We start from the raw sequence: 16,200 nt of genomic DNA on the forward strand, positions 1-16,200 counted from the left end.
AGGCCTCTTTTTGTCACGCCGCGTGCCGCGGCGCTACCGGATTAGCAGCTGTAGTACAGCTCGTATTCCAGTGGGTGTACGAAGGTACGTACCTTGATTTCTTCTTCGCTTTTCAGGGCGATGTAAGCGTCGATGAAGTCGTCGCTGAAAACGCCGCCTTTGGTCAGGAACGCACGACCTTTGTCCAGCTCTTCCAGGGCTTCTTTCAGGCTGCCGCAAACTTGTGGGATCTCTTTGGCCTCTTCAGGCGGCAGGTCGTACAGGTTTTTGTCAGCAGCGTCGCCAGGGTGGATCTTGTTCTGGATGCCGTCCAGGCCAGCCATCAACAGTGCGGCGAAGCACAGGTACGGGTTGGCAGCCGGATCCGGGAAGCGTGCTTCGATACGGCGGGCTTTCGGGCTCGACACGTAAGGAATACGGATCGAAGCGGAACGGTTGCGAGCCGAGTAGGCCAGCATCACTGGAGCTTCGAAGCCTGGAACCAGACGCTTGTAGGAGTTGGTGGCCGGGTTGGTGAAGCCGTTCAGGGCCTTACCGTGCTTGATGATGCCGCCGATGAAGTACAGGGCGGTGTCGGACAGGCCGGCATAGCCTTCGCCAGCGAAGGTGTTCTTGCCATCTTTCCAGATGGACATGTGCACGTGCATACCCGAGCCGTTGTCGCCGTACAGAGGCTTAGGCATGAAGGTCGCGGTGCGGCCGTAGGCATCGGCTACGTTGTGCACAACGTATTTCAGGGTTTGGGTTTCGTCGGCTTTCTTCACCAGGGTGTTGAACTTGACGCCGATTTCGTTCTGGCCGGCAGTTGCCACTTCGTGGTGGTGAACTTCGACGGTCAGGCCCATTTCTTCCAGTGCGTTGCACATGGAGGTACGGATTTCGTGGTCGTGGTCGAACGGTGGAACCGGGAAGTAGCCGCCTTTGACGCCTGGACGGTGGCCTTTGTTGCCGCCTTCCACGTCCTGGTCGGACATCCACGAACCTTGTTCGGAGTAGATCTTGAACATGGAGCCGGAAATGTCGGACTTGAACTTCACTTGGTCAAAGATGAAGAACTCTGGCTCTGGACCGGCGTATACGGTGTCGCCGATAGCGGTGGCTTTCAGGTGCTCTTCAGCGCGCTTGGCGATCGCACGTGGGTCGCGGTCGTAGCCTTGCATGCTCGAAGGTTCGATGATGTCGCAGACCAGGATCAGGGTCGGCTCTTCGGTGAACGGGTCCAGAACAGCGGTGGAGTCGTCCGGCATCAGGATCATGTCGGAGGCTTCGATGCCTTTCCAGCCAGCGATGGAGGAACCGTCGAACATTTTGCCGACTTCGAAGAAGTCGTCATCCAGCGCATCGCGAGCCGGCATGGTCACGTGGTGCTGAGTGCCTTTGGTGTCCGTGAAGCGCAGATCAATCCACTTGACGTCATGATCTTTGATGAGTTGAACCGACTTCGACATAGTGTCCTCCGGGTGGCTTCGGGCTAGTAGTGGATGCCCTTAAATGTGGGTGATGCCGGCGCGAATACTCTGCCAAGGCAACCTGCCTCACAAGGGAGCAAATTGCATGCCAGTGCCCCAGCATGGGTTTTTTGCCCCAAAAACACGCTTGCGGGGGTGTTTTGCGCTTTAAAGCAGAAAATCTCGCCCTGTAATGTGGCGTTGGTTTCAATAAATGACCCGTTTTGGTGCGCGCAAAACCTTCTGCACATTAACTGGTTAAACCTTGAGCAATTTCCGCTATAATCCGCGCCCCCCTTTTTCGGCAGGCCCTGCGCGCGCTGTTTCCATGAAATTAATCGTAAAAGTCTTCCCCGAGATCACCATCAAGAGCCGCCCGGTACGGATGCGTTTCATCCGCCAATTGGCCAAGAACATCCGTGCCGTGCTCCGCGATCTGGACCCGGCTGTGGTGGTGAATGGCGTGTGGGACAACCTCGAGCTGGAAACCCGCGTCAGCGACCCCAAGGCGTTGAAGGAGATGGGCGAGCGCCTGAGCTGCATGCCGGGCATCGCGCATTTCCTGCAGATCGACGAATACCCGCTGGGCGATTTCGACGACATCGTTGAAAAGTGCAAGCAGCACTACGGCGATGCACTGGCCGGCAAGATCTTTTCGGTGCGCTGCAAGCGCGCCGGCAAGCACCCATTCAGCTCGATAGATATCGAAAAATATGTCGGTAGCCAGTTGCGCCGTCAGTGTGGTGCCGCCGGGATCGACCTGAAAAAGCCTGAAATCGAAGTCCGGATCGAAGTTCGCGACCAACGGTTGTTCGTGATCCATAGCCAGCACAACGGCATCGGCGGATATCCGCTGGGCGCCCTGGAGCAGACGCTGGTGCTGATGTCCGGCGGCTTCGATTCCACCGTGGCGGCCTACCAGATCATGCGCCGCGGCCTGATGGCGCATTTCTGCTTCTTCAATCTGGGCGGACGCGCCCACGAACTGGGCGTCATGGAAGTCGCGCATTTCATCTGGAAGAAGTACGGCAGCTCCCAACGCGTGCTATTTGTCAGTGTGCCGTTCGAGGAAGTGCTCGGCGAAATTCTCGGCAAAGTCGATAACAGTCATATGGGCGTAGTATTGAAGCGTATGATGTTGCGCGCTTCGTCCCAAATTGCCGATCGACTGCACATCGAGGCACTGGTTACCGGTGAGGCGATCTCCCAGGTGTCGAGCCAGACCTTGCCGAATCTGTCGGTGATTGATTGCGTGACCGACAAGCTGGTCCTGCGTCCGCTGATCGCCAGCCACAAACAGGACATCATCGACACGGCCATCGAGATCGGCACCGCCGATTTCGCCCGGCACATGCCGGAGTACTGCGGAGTCATCTCGGTCAATCCGAAGACCGCGGCCAAGCGCTACCGCGTCGAGCACGAAGAGAAAGAATTCGACATGGCGGTCCTCGAGCGTGCGCTCGAAAACGCCAAGCTGGTGCCGATCGATCGTGTGATCGACGAATTGGGCCAGGACTTGCAGATTGAAGAAGTCAGCGAAGCGCTGGCCGGTCAGATCGTCATCGACATCCGTCACCCGGATGCCGCTGAAGATGACCCGCTGGACCTTGCTGGCATCGAGGTACAAACGATGCCGTTTTATGCAGTGAACGCTCGTTTCAAGGAACTGGACCCTACTCGCCAGTACCTGCTGTATTGCGACAAAGGCGTGATGAGTCGCCTGCATGCCCACCATTTGCTCAGTGAGGGGCATGCCAATGTGCGCGTTTATCGACCGAGCTAAGTGCCCGGGGCTGTTTGCCTGTGGCCTGCGTCACCGGCCCCCCGATGCCACCGTCAAGCTGTAACGGCTTTCACGGACGCTACTGTTAATCGCTGCCAAGACTTGTCAGCACACCGAATCCTCTGATCGAGATACACAAGTGATCGAAAATCTACGCAACATCGCCATCATTGCCCACGTTGACCATGGTAAGACCACCCTGGTAGACAAACTCCTGCGTCAATCCGGCACCCTGGAGCGCAACGAGCTCAACGACGAGCGCGTGATGGACTCCAACGACCAGGAAAAAGAGCGCGGTATTACCATTCTGGCGAAAAACACCGCCATCAACTGGAACGGCTACCACATCAACATCGTGGACACCCCGGGCCACGCCGACTTCGGCGGCGAAGTTGAACGCGTAATGTCGATGGTGGACTCCGTTCTGCTGCTGGTTGACGCTCAAGACGGCCCTATGCCGCAAACCCGTTTCGTGACCAAGAAGGCTTTCGAAGCCGGCCTGCGTCCAATCGTGTGCATCAACAAGGTTGACCGTCCAGGCGCGCGTCCGGACTGGGTTCTGGACCAGATCTTCGACCTGTTCGACAACCTGGGTGCTACCGAAGAACAGCTGGACTTCAAAGTCGTCTACGCCTCGGCCCTGAACGGTATTGCCGGTCTGGACCACACCGAAATGGCTGAAGACATGACCCCGCTGTACCAGTCGATCGTCGACAACGTACCGGCGCCAGCTGTTGACCGTGACGGTCCGTTCCAGATGCAGATCTCCGCACTGGACTACAACAGCTTCCTGGGTGTTATCGGTGTTGGCCGTATCGCTCGTGGTCGCGTCAAGCCGAACACCCCGGTTGTCGCTATCGGCGCCGACGGCAAGAAGCGCAACGGTCGTATCCTGAAGCTGATGGGTCACCACGGTCTGCACCGTGTAGACGTTGAAGAAGCTGCTGCAGGCGACATCGTGTGCATCAGCGGTATGGACTCGCTGTTCATCTCCGACACCCTGTGCCACCCGGACACGGTCGAAGCGATGAAGCCGCTGACCGTTGACGAGCCAACCGTTTCCATGACCTTCCAGGTAAACGACTCGCCATTCTGCGGTAAAGAAGGCAAGTTCGTGACTTCCCGTAACATCAAGGAACGTCTGGACAAAGAGCTGCTGTACAACGTTGCACTGCGCGTTGAAGAAGGCGACTCGGCTGACAAGTTCAAGGTTTCCGGCCGTGGCGAACTGCACCTCTCGGTACTGATCGAAACCATGCGTCGCGAAGGCTTCGAAATGGCTGTAGGCCGTCCAGAAGTGATCATCCGTCTGGTTGACGGCGTGAAGCACGAACCGTTCGAAAACGTCACCATCGACCTGCCGGAAGAATCCCAGGGCAAGGTGATGGAAGAGATGGGCCTGCGTAAGGGCGACCTGACCAACATGGTGCCGGATGGCAAGGGCCGTGTTCGTCTGGAATACAACATCCCTGCTCGTGGTCTGATCGGTTTCCGTAACCAGTTCCTGACCCTGACCAACGGTGCTGGCATCCTGACCTCGATCTTCGACCGTTACGACGTGATGAAGTCCGGCGACATGTCCGGCCGTCAGAACGGCGTTCTGGTTTCGGTTGAAACCGGCAAGGCTCTGACCTACTCCCTGGAAACCCTGCAGGCGCGTGGCAAGCTGTTCGTAGAACACGGTCAGGAAATCTACAACGGTCAGATCGTTGGTCTGAACAGCCGTGACAACGACCTGGGCGTTAACCCTACCAAGGGCAAGAAGCTCGACAACATGCGTGCTTCGGGTAAAGACGAAACCATCGCCCTGGTTCCACCTGTTCGCTTCACCCTGGAACAGGCTCTGGAATTCATCCAGGACGACGAGCTGTGCGAAGTAACGCCTAAGTCCATCCGTCTTCGCAAGAAGATCCTGGACGAAAGCGAGCGTACCCGCGCTGCCAAGAAAGCCAAGGCATAAGATTTAGCCTGGCTTAACGAAAACGCCCCCGGTCGAAAGGCCAGGGGCGTTTTTGTTTGTCTGGGATTTGTGCGGTGTTTGTGCCGGCCCCATCGCCGGCAAGCCGGCTCCTACAGGGTTTAGAGGCGTACATAAAATCTGCGTACGACAACAATCACTGTAGGAGCTGGCTTGCCAGCGATGAGGCCGTTCAGCCGCCGCAAATTACAGGGGTATCAGAACCGCTCGATCGACCGCGAACTCCGCTCACGCTCGACTTCCTTCGGCTTGTACGCGCAATACCCTGGCCGCGGGCCGATTTTCGGGTGGTTGCGGCAAGTATCCGGGCGCTTTTCATAAATAGTGCACAGACGGCTCTTACGATCCAGGTAGTAGCAATCGTTGTTGCTCATGCGCTGGAGGGTGAAGATTCCTGACTTCTGGTTGAAGCGCTCGACCAAACCTTCCTTTTGCAGGCGTTTGGCGATGTTCTTCGGCGGATCGCCCAGTTCGAATTCGTCGACCACACCGATACGCACCAAATCCTTGATCTTGACCTCGACCGGCAAGGTGCAGCAGCTGGACATGCACGAGCCGCACATCGGGGCAGAATACTTGGCCCAGGTATCGAGGCGGTCGATCTCTGCGGCAGCGATCAGGTTCGGCTTCATCATCGTTTGTTACCAGCGTGTGCATCAGGGCGCGCGATCATACCGGGACTGGTGGATTTTTGAACAACCTTTCGCCAGTTTTTTTCGCAAACGGTGCAAACAACCGGAAAATCGGCACGAGCCCTGCATTCATTCAGGCACATGACAACGCAAAGTCGATCCAGCACGTCTTCAAGGGAAAAACTGCCGAACCAGAGCCTCTACCGCCTGTCAGACCGTCTAGGCTCAGACAACTCCAAGCTCGCTCGAGGTCCTATCGATGACTCAAGAACCACTTGTTCGCGAAGCAGAGGTGGCCGCATTCCGCGACGCCGTCTTGACCAAACTCACTTATGCAGTGGGTAAAGACCCGGATCACGCCTTCGACCATGACTGGTTCGAAGCTATTGCCTTGGCCGCGCGGGACCACATGGTCGAGCACTGGATGGACCACACGCGACAGATCTACCGCAAAGGTCAGAAGCGCGTTTATTACCTCTCCCTGGAATTTCTCATCGGTCGCCTGCTGTTCGACAGCTTGAGCAACCTCGGCCTGCTCGACGTGGCTCGCGAAGCCCTGACCGAGCTCGGTGTCGACCTTGAGCGCATCCGCTTGCTGGAGCCCGATGCGGCCTTGGGCAACGGCGGCCTTGGGCGTCTGGCGGCGTGTTTCCTGGAAAGCATGTCGACCCTCGGCATCGCTGCTCATGGCTACGGCATCCGTTATGAGCACGGGTTGTTCCGTCAGGCGATTGTCGACGGCTGGCAGCAGGAGCAGACCGAGCACTGGCTGGATTTCGGCAACCCGTGGGAGTTCGAGCGGCCGGAGGTGGTGTACCCGATCGGCTTTGGCGGCGGTGTTGAAACCGTGACCGATGAAAGCGGCAAGTCCAGGCAAGTCTGGCACCCGGCGGAAACCGTTCGGGCCATTGCCTACGACACGCCGGTGGTCGGCTGGCGCGGGGCGAGCGTCAACACGCTGCGCCTGTGGCGTGCCCGGGCCATGGAAGATCTGCATCTGGAGCGTTTCAACGCTGGCGACCACCTGGGCGCCGTGGCCGAAGTGGCCCGGGCCGAGAGCATCTCCAGGGTTCTGTATCCGGCGGACAGTACCGAGGCTGGCCAGGAGTTGCGCCTGCGCCAGGAGTATTTCTTCGTCGCCGCCTCATTGCAGGATCTGCTGCGTCGCCATCGCAACATGCACACCTCGGTGCTGACCCTGGGCGATCACGCTTCGATCCAGCTCAACGACACTCACCCCTCGATTGCCGTGGCTGAACTGATGCGGCAACTGGTCGACGTCTATGACGTGGCGTGGGATGCGGCGTGGCAGGTCACCGTCGATACGTTGTCCTACACCAACCACACATTGCTGCCCGAAGCGCTGGAAACCTGGCCGGTCGGCTTGATGGAGCGCATGCTGCCGCGGCACATGCAGATCATTTACCTGATCAACGCCCAGCACATCGACTCCTTGCGAGCCAAGGGCATTCACGACTTCGACGTGCTGCGCGCGGTGTCGCTGATCGAAGAAGACAACGGTCGTCGGGTGCGCATGGGTAACCTGGCGTTTCTCGGTTCCCACAGCATCAACGGCGTGTCCGGGCTGCACACGCAACTGATGCGCCAAACGGTGTTCTCCGAACTGCACAAGCTCTACCCGGATCGCATCAACAACAAGACCAACGGCATCACCTTCCGCCGCTGGCTGTACCAGGCCAACCCCGAGCTGACCTCGATGCTGGTCGATACCCTGGGCCCCGAGGTGCTGGACAACCCGGAAGAGCGTTTGCTCGCCCTCGAACCGTTCGCCGAGAAAAACACGTTCCGCAAGGCGTTCGCCGAGCAACGGCTGCACAGCAAGAAAGCCCTGGCGTACCTGATCCATGAGCGGCTGGGCGTGGCGGTCAACCCGGCGGCGATGTTCGACGTGCAGGTCAAGCGGATCCACGAATACAAACGCCAGTTGCTCAACCTGATGCACACCGTGGCGTTGTACCAGGCGATCCGCGCGGAGCCCGAAATCGACTGGGTGCCACGGGTGAAAATCTTCGCCGGCAAGGCAGCCGCGAGTTATCACCAGGCCAAGCTGATCATCAAGCTGACCAATGACATTGCCAGGGTGGTGAACAACGACCCTACCGTGCGTGGCTTGCTCAAAGTGGTGTTCCTGCCCAACTACAACGTCAGTCTGGCGGAGAGCATCATTCCGGCGGCGGATTTGTCCGAGCAGATCTCCACCGCCGGTTTCGAAGCCTCAGGCACCAGCAACATGAAATTCGGCCTGAACGGCGCGTTGACCATCGGCACCCTGGACGGGGCCAACGTGGAAATGTGCGATCGTATCGGCGCCGAGCACATGTTCATCTTCGGCCTCAGTGCGCAGCAGGTGGAAGCGCGCAAGCAGAACCATGAGTTCAGTGCGGCCCCGGACATTGCCGCGTCCCATCGTTTGAACGATGTGCTGCAAGCGATCCGTGGCGGGGTGTTCTCGCCGGATGATCCGTCCCGTTACACCGGCCTGATCGATTCGCTGGTGGATTACGACCGTTTCCTGGTCTGCGCCGATTTCGATTCGTACTGGAGTGCGCAGATGCGCGTCGAAGCCCATTGGCACGACTCGAAAGAATGGTGGCGTTCAGCGGTGTTGAACACGGCGCGGATGGGCTGGTTCTCGTCGGACCGGACCATTCGCGAGTACGCCACGGAGATCTGGAAGGCACTGGAGTAGTTTTACGCCTTGGTCGATATACTAAGCGCCACCTCCACCCCTTGTGGGAGCGGGCTTGCTCGCGAAAGCGGACTGACATTCACAATCAATGGTGAATGTGATGCCCTCTTCGCGAGCAAGCCCGCTCCCACATTGGGTTTGTGGTGCACTGGATTCCGGGTGTCTGGCCACTAGACTGAACCAGACGCTGTACCACCCGGACTTGCCTCATGATGGGGCCGCCTAGGGATATCAACCATGCAATGGATTTTCATGCTGATCGGGCTGGTGCTCGGCTGGATACTCGACGAGTCATTCAGCGATGCACTGCTGGGCGCATTACTCGGGTTGGGTATCGGCCAAGCCCTTCGCTTGGCTCGCATGGACTCGCAGGCTGTCGAACAGCAGCGCTTGCTGGAACAGGCGCAAGTTGCGTTGCAAGCGGTCGAGCAACGACTGGCCCTGCTCGAAGCATCGGGCGTCAAGGCGCCGGAAACCCGTGAACCGCTTGTCTCACCTGAAACCCTCCTCGATGAAGCCCCTGCCACAGCCCCGGAATTGATCTGGGAACTGCCGCCTGAACTCGAACCACTCCCCGCTGCGACCAGCGAAATCATTCGTCCGACTGCTGATGCCTGGAAACCCGAGACGAGCGCTTGGGATGCACAACCGCCTGTCACACCGCGTAGCCCAAACCTCATCGACCGCGCCATCAGCCGTGCCCGCGCCTGGCTGTTCGGCGGCAATACCGTGTTGCGGGTAGGCGTGGTGTTGCTGTTCCTCGGCCTGGCCTTTTTGCTGCGCTATGCCACCGAAGGCGTGGTGGTGCCGCTTGAGTTGCGCTACGCAGGCGTTGCGGCGGCTGCCTTGGGGTTGCTCGGATTGGGTTGGTGGTTGCGAGCCCGCAACAGCAGTTACGCGCTGATCCTGCAGGGCACCGGGATCGCCGTGTTGTACCTGACGGTGTTTGCCGCGATGCGTCTGCATCCGTTGCTCGATCCCTCGGCGGCGTTTGGCCTGCTGGTGGCGGTGACGGTCTGTTCGGCGATTCTCGCCATTACCCAGGACTCCCTGGGGTTGGCCGCCGCTGCCGCGTTGGGCGGATTCGCCGCGCCCATCCTGGCCTCCACCGGCGCCGGCAGCCACGTCGCGCTGTTCAGCTATTTCATCTTGCTCAACGCCGGCATCCTGGCCATCGCCTGGTTCAAGGCCTGGCGGTTGTTGAATGTCATCGGTTTCACCGGCACCTTCGGCATCGGTTTCGCCTGGGGTTTGCGCTCCTACTCGCCGGAGTTGCTGTGGAGCACCGAGCCGTTTCTGATTGCGTTTTTCCTGATGTACCTGGTCATTGGTCTGCTGTACGCCCGGCGCAAACTGATGCAGATGAGCGATGCACCGCAACAGAGCAATCGCCAGGCGCTACTGCAGTGGTCGGCGCGCAACGGGGACTATGTCGACGGCACGCTGCTGTTCGGCCCGCCACTGGTGGGTTTCGGCTTGCAGTTCACACTGGTGCAGCATCTGGAGTTCGCTGCGGCGTTCAGTGCCTTGGCGCTGGGCATGATTTACATGGGGCTCGCCCGTTGGCTGATGGCCGGGCGCACCCTGTTGCTGGGGGAAACCTGCCTGGCGTTGGGGGTGATCTTCGCCAGCCTGGCGATTCCTTTGGGGCTCGATGCACGCTGGACAACGGCAGCGTGGGCGGTGGAAGGCGCGGGGATCTTCTGGCTCGGTCTGCGTCAGCAAAGACCCTTGGCCCGGGCCTTTGCCTTGCTCCTGCAATTGGGTTCGGCATTGACGTTTCTCAGCGAGTTGCACGGCAGCGAGAGCAGTCTGCTCGGCGGTGTACCGCTAGGCGCGCTGTTGGTGGGCGTCGCGTTGCTGTTTAGCTTCTACCAGTTGCGGAAAGCCTTGCCGGAACAGATCAGGCCTTGGGAACTGAAAGGCCTGCCGGTATTGGCTTGCCTCGGGCTGGCGTTTCTCTATTTGCTGGCGCCGCTGTTCTTCTTCAGCCACGGCACGGTGATCAGTTGGGGATTGGCCGGGGCGCTGACGTTGCGGGTTGGCTTGTACTTGCGATCGCGCACCTTCGTGTTCACCGCGCTCGCTGTGCAACTGTTGGCTGGCGCGTTGTTCCTGTCGACGGGGCCGCTGTTCAGTGAAGGGCTCAATCCCTTGGCCCATGCCGGATTCTGGGCGCCGCTGGTGTTGGGGCTGGCGGCGATGGTCGGAGCCTGGCGTTTGCAGATTGGACATTCGCTCGCAGCGTTAGAAGGGTTGCGTCTGTTGCGATTGTCCCAGGCGTTGCTGGTGTGGGGCGCAGGCTGGTGGGCGTTGGCCTGGGTCATCGAAGTGCTGCATTTTGCGTCGTTGCCGATGCAGGCGACTTTGTTGCTGGGCATCGCTGCCGCGAGTGTTGCTCTGTGGGCGGTGTTGGCGCTACGCCTGAAATGGCCGTCACTGGGCGTGCTCTGCACGGCGTTGATTCCCGTTGCAGCACTGGTGCTGCTGGCGGCCTGGCACTCGCGTTATCACCCGGCGGCCAACGTCGGCTGGCTGGCGTGGGCCGCCGTGTTCGTCGTGCATTTCATCTCCCTGCGGCGCTTGGCCCCCCTGTTGCCGGCACGTGTGACGAGCGTCGCCCATGTGCTCGGCTGTTGGCTATTGATGGGTGTGCTGGCTCTGGAGCTGCGTTACGCCTTGCTGGTGTTGTCCGAGCAATACAACGCCTGGCGCTGGTTGGGTTGGGCGATTCTGCCAAGTCTGTACCTGGTGCTGATGGCAGCACCTCGCGCGTGGCCTTGGCCAGTGTCGGCGTATCCACGCGAGTACCGCGTATACGCCGCCGCGCCGCTGGCGTTGTTGATGATCGGCTGGTTCTGGCTGGCGAGTGTCGCCAGTGACGGCAACGCCGAGCCGCTGCCCTACGTGCCATTGATCAACCCGCTGGAGCTGGGCCTGTTGTTTGCGTTGTTCGGCGTCTATGTCTGGTCCCGCAGCGCCATGACACAACTGGCGGTCCGCAAGGATTACACCGCCATCGCCACGCAAGGGGTCGCAGGTGCCTCGCTGTTCGTGTTCTTTACCGCGCTGGTGATGCGCACGGCGCACCACTGGAGCGGGGTGCCGTTCGAGCTGGATCCGTTGCTGGAATCGATGCGGGTGCAAGCGGGCCTTTCCATCGTCTGGACCTTGATGGCCCTGAGCCTGATGATCGGCGGCCATTTGCGTCGACGCCGCGAAGTCTGGCTGATCGGCGCCGCCTTGATTGGCGTGGTCGTGGCCAAGCTGTTCTTTGTCGAGCTGAGTAACCGCGGCGGGCTGGCGCGGATCGTGTCGTTTATTGGCGTCGGCGTGTTGCTGCTGGTGGTGGGCTATTTCGCCCCGCTGCCGCCCAAACGCGCCGAAGCTGTGCCGGATACCGGCAACCCGATCGCGGAATCCGAAGGAGTGTCGTCTTGAGTCAGAAGCTGAACCTGGGTTGGCTGGGCGCTGTTGCCATGGGTGTGGTGTTGTCGGTGGCTGCCCAGGAAAAACCGGCGGACTTCACCACCCAAGTGCCCTTGTCGGTAGCGGGCGAAGGCCCTTGGTATCGCCTTGAGCTGCCCCTGAGTGTGCAACTGAATGCACGGCAGGCTGATCTGAGCGATGTGCGTGTGTTCAATGCCGTGGGCGATGTCCAGGCGTATGCCTTGGCCCGGGAGGCGGCGCAGAGCAGTGAAACTCGCACCTTGACCGAGGTGAAATGGTTTCCGTTGTACAGCTCGGTGGACGCCACCGAAACCGCGCCGAGCGTGCGTGTGCAATCGAGCGCCAACGGCACCTTGGTCGAGGTACAACCCTCGAGCCAACTGGAGGCGGGAGAGGAGGAGTTGCGCGGCTGGCTGCTCGATGCTTCTGCGATCAAGGCGCCGTTGCAGCAGTTGATTCTCGACTGGACCAGCGAGCTCGACGGCTTCCAGCGCTTCACCCTCGAAGCCAGCGACGATTTGCAGCATTGGCAGTCCTGGGGCGAAGGACAGGTGGCGCGCCTGAGCTTTTCTGACGAGCGGGTCGAACAGCATGAAGTCGGCCTGCCAGGCCAGTCGGCGCGCTACTTGCGGTTGCTGTGGATTACCCCGCATTCGGCACCGACACTGACTTCGGCGCAACTGCAGAGCGCCAGCACCCGCAGCCTGCCGCTGCCGTTGGTCTGGTCCCAGGCATTGGCTGGCAGCAGCGTGAAGGCGGGTGAATACACCTGGCAGTTGCCGATGGGGCTGAATGTCGAGCGGGTGCAGGTCGAGTTGAGCCAGCCCAACAGCCTGGCGCCGGTGAGCCTGGCCGGTCGGCGCGACAGCAGCCTGCCATGGCAGCCGTTGGGTAGCGGTTTGCTCTATCGCCTGTCCCAAAACGGTCAGGACGTGGTGCAAAACGAATTGCCGCTGTCAGGGCAAATCGTCCAGCAATTGAAACTGACCGTGGACGAGCGTGGCGGCGGCCTGGGTGATCAGGCGCCGACGCTGAAGTTTGCCGTGCGCGCCACGCAACTGGTGTTCCTGGCGCGTGGACCAGGGCCATACACGCTGGTCGTGGGGAATGCGACGGCAAAGGCGGCGAACTTGCCGCTGTCGACACTGATTCCCGATTACAGCCCGGCGAAGCTCGCGACCCTGGGCCGGGCCATGGTGGATGTCGGGGTGGTGGCTACGCAGCCGTCGACAGGCGCCACGTCTGCGCCGATCGATACCAACTGGAAGAAATTCGGGTTGTGGGCGGTGTTGTTGCTCTGCGTGGTGTTCCTGGTGGCGATGGCGTTCAGTTTGCTGCGCAAGCCCTCTGCCAAATCCTGACCGTGGGTGCTGCGCACCCAATCGCGAGCAGGCTCGCTCCCACAGTTGGAACGCGTACCCTTGTGGGAGCGAGCCTGCTCGCGAAAGCGGTCGCCCAGTCAATAAAAATGCCGAAATGACCTCTGTTCGCAAGCTCACATCCAGCCCATTTCCATCTACGCTCAACCCCGCGCATGAACTCTCTTCGGTCGATCACGTCTGATAGGAGGAAATGCGCCCCGACTCGCGTTAAACTGCGCGGGTTTTTAGCCCCCCATTCCTCCGGAGCCTTCCATGTCCCGCGTTACCTTGAGTCGCTATTTGATTGAGCAGACCCGCAGCAACAACACTCCTGCCGATCTGCGCTTCCTGATCGAAGTGGTGGCGCGTGCCTGCAAGGAGATCAACCACGCCGTGTCCAAAGGCGCCCTGGGTGGCGTTCTGGGCAGCATGGGCACCGAAAACGTCCAGGGCGAAGTGCAGAAGAAGCTCGACGTGATCTCCAACGAGATCCTGCTCGAAGCCAACGAATGGGGCGGTCACCTGGCCGGCATGGCGTCCGAAGAAATGGACAACGCCTACCAGATCCCGGGCAAATACCCGAAAGGCGCGTACCTGCTGGTATTCGACCCGCTGGACGGTTCGTCGAACATCGACATCAACGCCCCGGTCGGCACTATCTTCTCGGTGCTGCGTTGCCCGAACGAATACCTGAGCCAGAACGAGCCTTTGAATGAAAAGGCCTTCCTGCAGCCAGGCACCCAGCAAGTCGCCGCCGGTTACGCGATCTACGGTCCACAGACCATGTTGATCCTGACCCTGGGCGATGGCGTGAAGGGCTTCACCCTGGACCGTGAAATGGGCAGCTTCGTCCTGACCCACGAAAACATCACCATTCCTGAGTCCACCCAGGAATTCGCCATCAACATGTCCAACCAGCGTCACTGGGAAGCCCCGGTACAGCGCTACGTCGGCGAATTGCTGGCAGGCGAAGAAGGCCCTCTGAAAAAGAACTACAACATGCGCTGGGTTGCCGCGATGGTGGCCGACGTGCACCGCATCCTGACCCGTGGTGGCCTGTTCATGTACCCACGCGACAGCCGCGAGCCTTTCAAGCCAGGCAAACTGCGCCTGATGTACGAAGCCAACCCGATGTCGTTCCTGGTGGAACAGGCGGGCGGCGCGTCCACCGACGGTCACCAGCGCATCCTCGACATCCAGCCGGAAGGCCTGCACCAGCGTGTTGCGGTGTTCCTCGGTTCGAAAGAAGAAGTAGCCCGCGCTACGGCGTACCACAAGGAGTAAGCCATGACCGCGCCCTGGCAGCCGTTGCTGGATTGGTGGTTCGGGAGTTCCGGGTCAGCAAGCGAAGTGGCGGCGCAGAAGGGCAAGTTGTGGTTCGGCAAGCGCGACAGCCAGGACCTCGAAGCGCGTGAGCGTTTCGGGGACTGGACCGAGCAGGCACTGGCCGGCGGATTGACCGAGTGGATGCAACGTCCCGAAGGTTGGCTGGCCCTGGTGTTGTTACTCGATCAAATCCCGCGAATGATCTTTCGCGATACTCCAAAAGCATTCTCCGGCGATTCCCGTGCACAGAAACGGGTAGCCCAAGGTATTGCGGCGGATTTCGACCGGCAGTTACAGCCGATCCAGCGGGTGTTCATCTACCTGGTGTTCGAGCACAGCGAAGAACTCGCTGTGCAGAACGAAGGTGTCTCGCGCTATATCGAATTGGTGGCGCAGCAGCCGGAGGTTGATCAGGCGCTGTTCGCCGATTACCTGGATTACGCCGAGCGGCATCAGAGGGTGATTGCGCAGTTTGGGCGGTTTCCCCATCGCAATGCGGTGTTGGGAAGGGAGTCGACGGCTGAGGAGTTGGTGTTTCTCTCCAAGCCGGGTTCTCGGTTCTGATTTTTCGTTGTTGATGATGCCGCCATCGCTGGCAAGCCAGCTCCTACAGGGATCTTTGTCGCACTGGAGATCTACTGCAGGAGCTGGCTTGCCAGCGATGGGGCGCGCAAGAGCGCCTTAGATCCTGAAGCTACCCACCAACTGCTTCAACCGCGCCGCCTGCTGTTCAAGATCGGCACACGCACGCAAGGTCGACTGCAGGTTCTCCACACCTTCCTGGTTCAGCGTGTTGATCTCGGTGATGTCGACGTTGATCGACTCCACCACGGCGGTCTGTTCTTCAGTGGCGGTGGCGACCGACTGGTTCATGCCGTCGATTTCACCGATGCGCTGGGTCACACTGCCCAGGCGTTCGCCCGCCTGGTTGGCGATGCCAACGCTGCTTTCGCTCTGGCGCTGGCTGTCGGTCATGATGCCCACCGCTGCACGGGCGCCGACTTGCAGCTCCTCGATCATCGTCTGCACTTGCTGTGCCGAATCCTGGGTGCGGTGAGCGAGGTTGCGCACCTCATCGGCGACCACTGCAAAGCCACGTCCGGCTTCACCGGCGCGGGCGGCTTCGATGGCGGCGTTCAGGGCTAGCAGGTTGGTCTGTTGGGAGATGCTGGTGATCACTTCCAGAATCTGCCCGATGTTGACCGTGTTGCTGTTAAGCGTCTCGATGTTGCCGCACGAGTCGCTGATCTTCGCCGAGAGCTGCTGCATTGCCGCGATGGTTTTATCCACAACCTGTTGGCCATCTTCGGCCAGGCTGCGGGCGTCGCTGGAATGTTGCGAGGCGAGGGCGGCGTTCTGGGCGATTTCCTGGGCGGCGGCCCCGAGCTGGTTGATCGCCGCGGCCACGCTGCTGGTGCGCGAGGCCTGCTGGTCGGAGTTGAACATCGACGAGTTCGAGGCGGCCACTACACGCAGCGCCACTTCGTTGACCTGGCCGGTGGCCGAGGACAC

The 16,200-nt window shown here is 60.2% G+C and carries 10 protein-coding genes; 7 read left to right on the plus strand and 3 right to left on the minus strand.

Annotated features, from left to right (window positions below):
* Positions 1 to 41: 41 nt before the first annotated feature.
* Entirely contained in the window at positions 42 to 1,448 is a 1,407-nt protein-coding gene (gene glnA, locus B0D71_RS23875; protein ID WP_103396907.1) for a type I glutamate--ammonia ligase, read from the minus strand.
* A 328-nt stretch (positions 1,449 to 1,776) separates the two neighbouring features.
* Between glnA and thiI the strand changes: the two genes are divergently transcribed.
* The gene (gene thiI / locus B0D71_RS23885; RefSeq protein WP_103396909.1) at positions 1,777 to 3,231 is read left to right on the plus strand and encodes a tRNA uracil 4-sulfurtransferase ThiI; all 1,455 of its coding nucleotides are present in this window, start codon (positions 1,777 to 1,779) and stop codon (positions 3,229 to 3,231) included.
* 139 nt (positions 3,232 to 3,370) lie between these two features.
* On the plus strand, positions 3,371 to 5,191 hold the full coding sequence (gene typA, locus B0D71_RS23890) for a translational GTPase TypA (protein ID WP_103396910.1): 1,821 nt from the start codon (positions 3,371 to 3,373) through the stop codon (positions 5,189 to 5,191).
* Between the two features lie 215 nt (positions 5,192 to 5,406).
* Here typA and B0D71_RS23895 read toward each other — a convergent pair whose 3' ends face one another.
* Positions 5,407 to 5,844, minus strand: a complete 438-nt coding sequence (locus B0D71_RS23895) for a YkgJ family cysteine cluster protein (RefSeq protein WP_103396911.1) — start codon at positions 5,842 to 5,844, stop codon at positions 5,407 to 5,409.
* 256 nt (positions 5,845 to 6,100) lie between these two features.
* Between B0D71_RS23895 and B0D71_RS23900 the strand changes: the two genes are divergently transcribed.
* The 5 genes from B0D71_RS23900 (at position 6,101) to B0D71_RS23920 (ending at position 15,252) form a co-directional block, all read left to right on the plus strand.
* On the plus strand, positions 6,101 to 8,551 hold the full coding sequence (locus B0D71_RS23900; RefSeq protein ID WP_103396912.1) for a glycogen/starch/alpha-glucan phosphorylase: 2,451 nt from the start codon (positions 6,101 to 6,103) through the stop codon (positions 8,549 to 8,551).
* A 237-nt stretch (positions 8,552 to 8,788) separates the two neighbouring features.
* Entirely contained in the window at positions 8,789 to 11,992 is a 3,204-nt protein-coding gene (locus tag B0D71_RS23905) for a DUF2339 domain-containing protein (RefSeq protein WP_103396913.1), read from the plus strand.
* Positions 11,989 to 13,362, plus strand: a complete 1,374-nt coding sequence (locus B0D71_RS23910) for a DUF3999 domain-containing protein (protein WP_103396914.1) — start codon at positions 11,989 to 11,991, stop codon at positions 13,360 to 13,362. The genes B0D71_RS23905 and B0D71_RS23910 overlap by 4 nt, the downstream gene beginning before the upstream one ends.
* A gap of 273 nt (positions 13,363 to 13,635) precedes the next feature.
* Positions 13,636 to 14,646, plus strand: coding sequence for a class 1 fructose-bisphosphatase (locus tag B0D71_RS23915; protein WP_103396915.1), 1,011 nt, complete (start codon positions 13,636 to 13,638; stop codon positions 14,644 to 14,646).
* Between the two features lie 3 nt (positions 14,647 to 14,649).
* The gene (locus B0D71_RS23920; RefSeq protein WP_103396916.1) at positions 14,650 to 15,252 is read left to right on the plus strand and encodes a DUF924 family protein; all 603 of its coding nucleotides are present in this window, start codon (positions 14,650 to 14,652) and stop codon (positions 15,250 to 15,252) included.
* 117 nt (positions 15,253 to 15,369) lie between these two features.
* On the opposite strand, the gene B0D71_RS32435 is transcribed toward B0D71_RS23920, so the two are convergent.
* Positions 15,370 to 16,134, minus strand: coding sequence for a methyl-accepting chemotaxis protein (locus B0D71_RS32435; protein WP_371318464.1), 765 nt, complete (start codon positions 16,132 to 16,134; stop codon positions 15,370 to 15,372).
* Positions 16,135 to 16,200: the final 66 nt, after the last annotated feature.

This window comes from Pseudomonas laurylsulfativorans, assembly GCF_002906155.1.
Lineage (GTDB): Bacteria > Pseudomonadota > Gammaproteobacteria > Pseudomonadales > Pseudomonadaceae > Aquipseudomonas > Aquipseudomonas laurylsulfativorans.

Excerpts from the sequence above, each read along its gene's own strand:
- B0D71_RS23920 (WP_103396916.1), top strand. The coding sequence starts at position 14,650 with ATGACCGCGCCCTGGCAGCCGTTGCTGGATTGGTGGTTCGGGAGTTCC.
- B0D71_RS23915 (WP_103396915.1), top strand. The coding sequence starts at position 13,636 with ATGTCCCGCGTTACCTTGAGTCGCTATTTGATTGAGCAGACCCGCAGC.
- B0D71_RS23905 (WP_103396913.1), top strand. The coding sequence starts at position 8,789 with ATGCAATGGATTTTCATGCTGATCGGGCTGGTGCTCGGCTGGATACTC.
- B0D71_RS23895 (WP_103396911.1), bottom strand. The coding sequence starts at position 5,844 with ATGATGAAGCCGAACCTGATCGCTGCCGCAGAGATCGACCGCCTCGAT.
- thiI (WP_103396909.1), top strand. The coding sequence starts at position 1,777 with ATGAAATTAATCGTAAAAGTCTTCCCCGAGATCACCATCAAGAGCCGC.
- B0D71_RS32435 (WP_371318464.1), bottom strand. The coding sequence starts at position 16,134 with ATGTTCAACTCCGACCAGCAGGCCTCGCGCACCAGCAGCGTGGCCGCG.
- B0D71_RS23900 (WP_103396912.1), top strand. The coding sequence starts at position 6,101 with ATGACTCAAGAACCACTTGTTCGCGAAGCAGAGGTGGCCGCATTCCGC.
- glnA (WP_103396907.1), bottom strand. The coding sequence starts at position 1,448 with ATGTCGAAGTCGGTTCAACTCATCAAAGATCATGACGTCAAGTGGATT.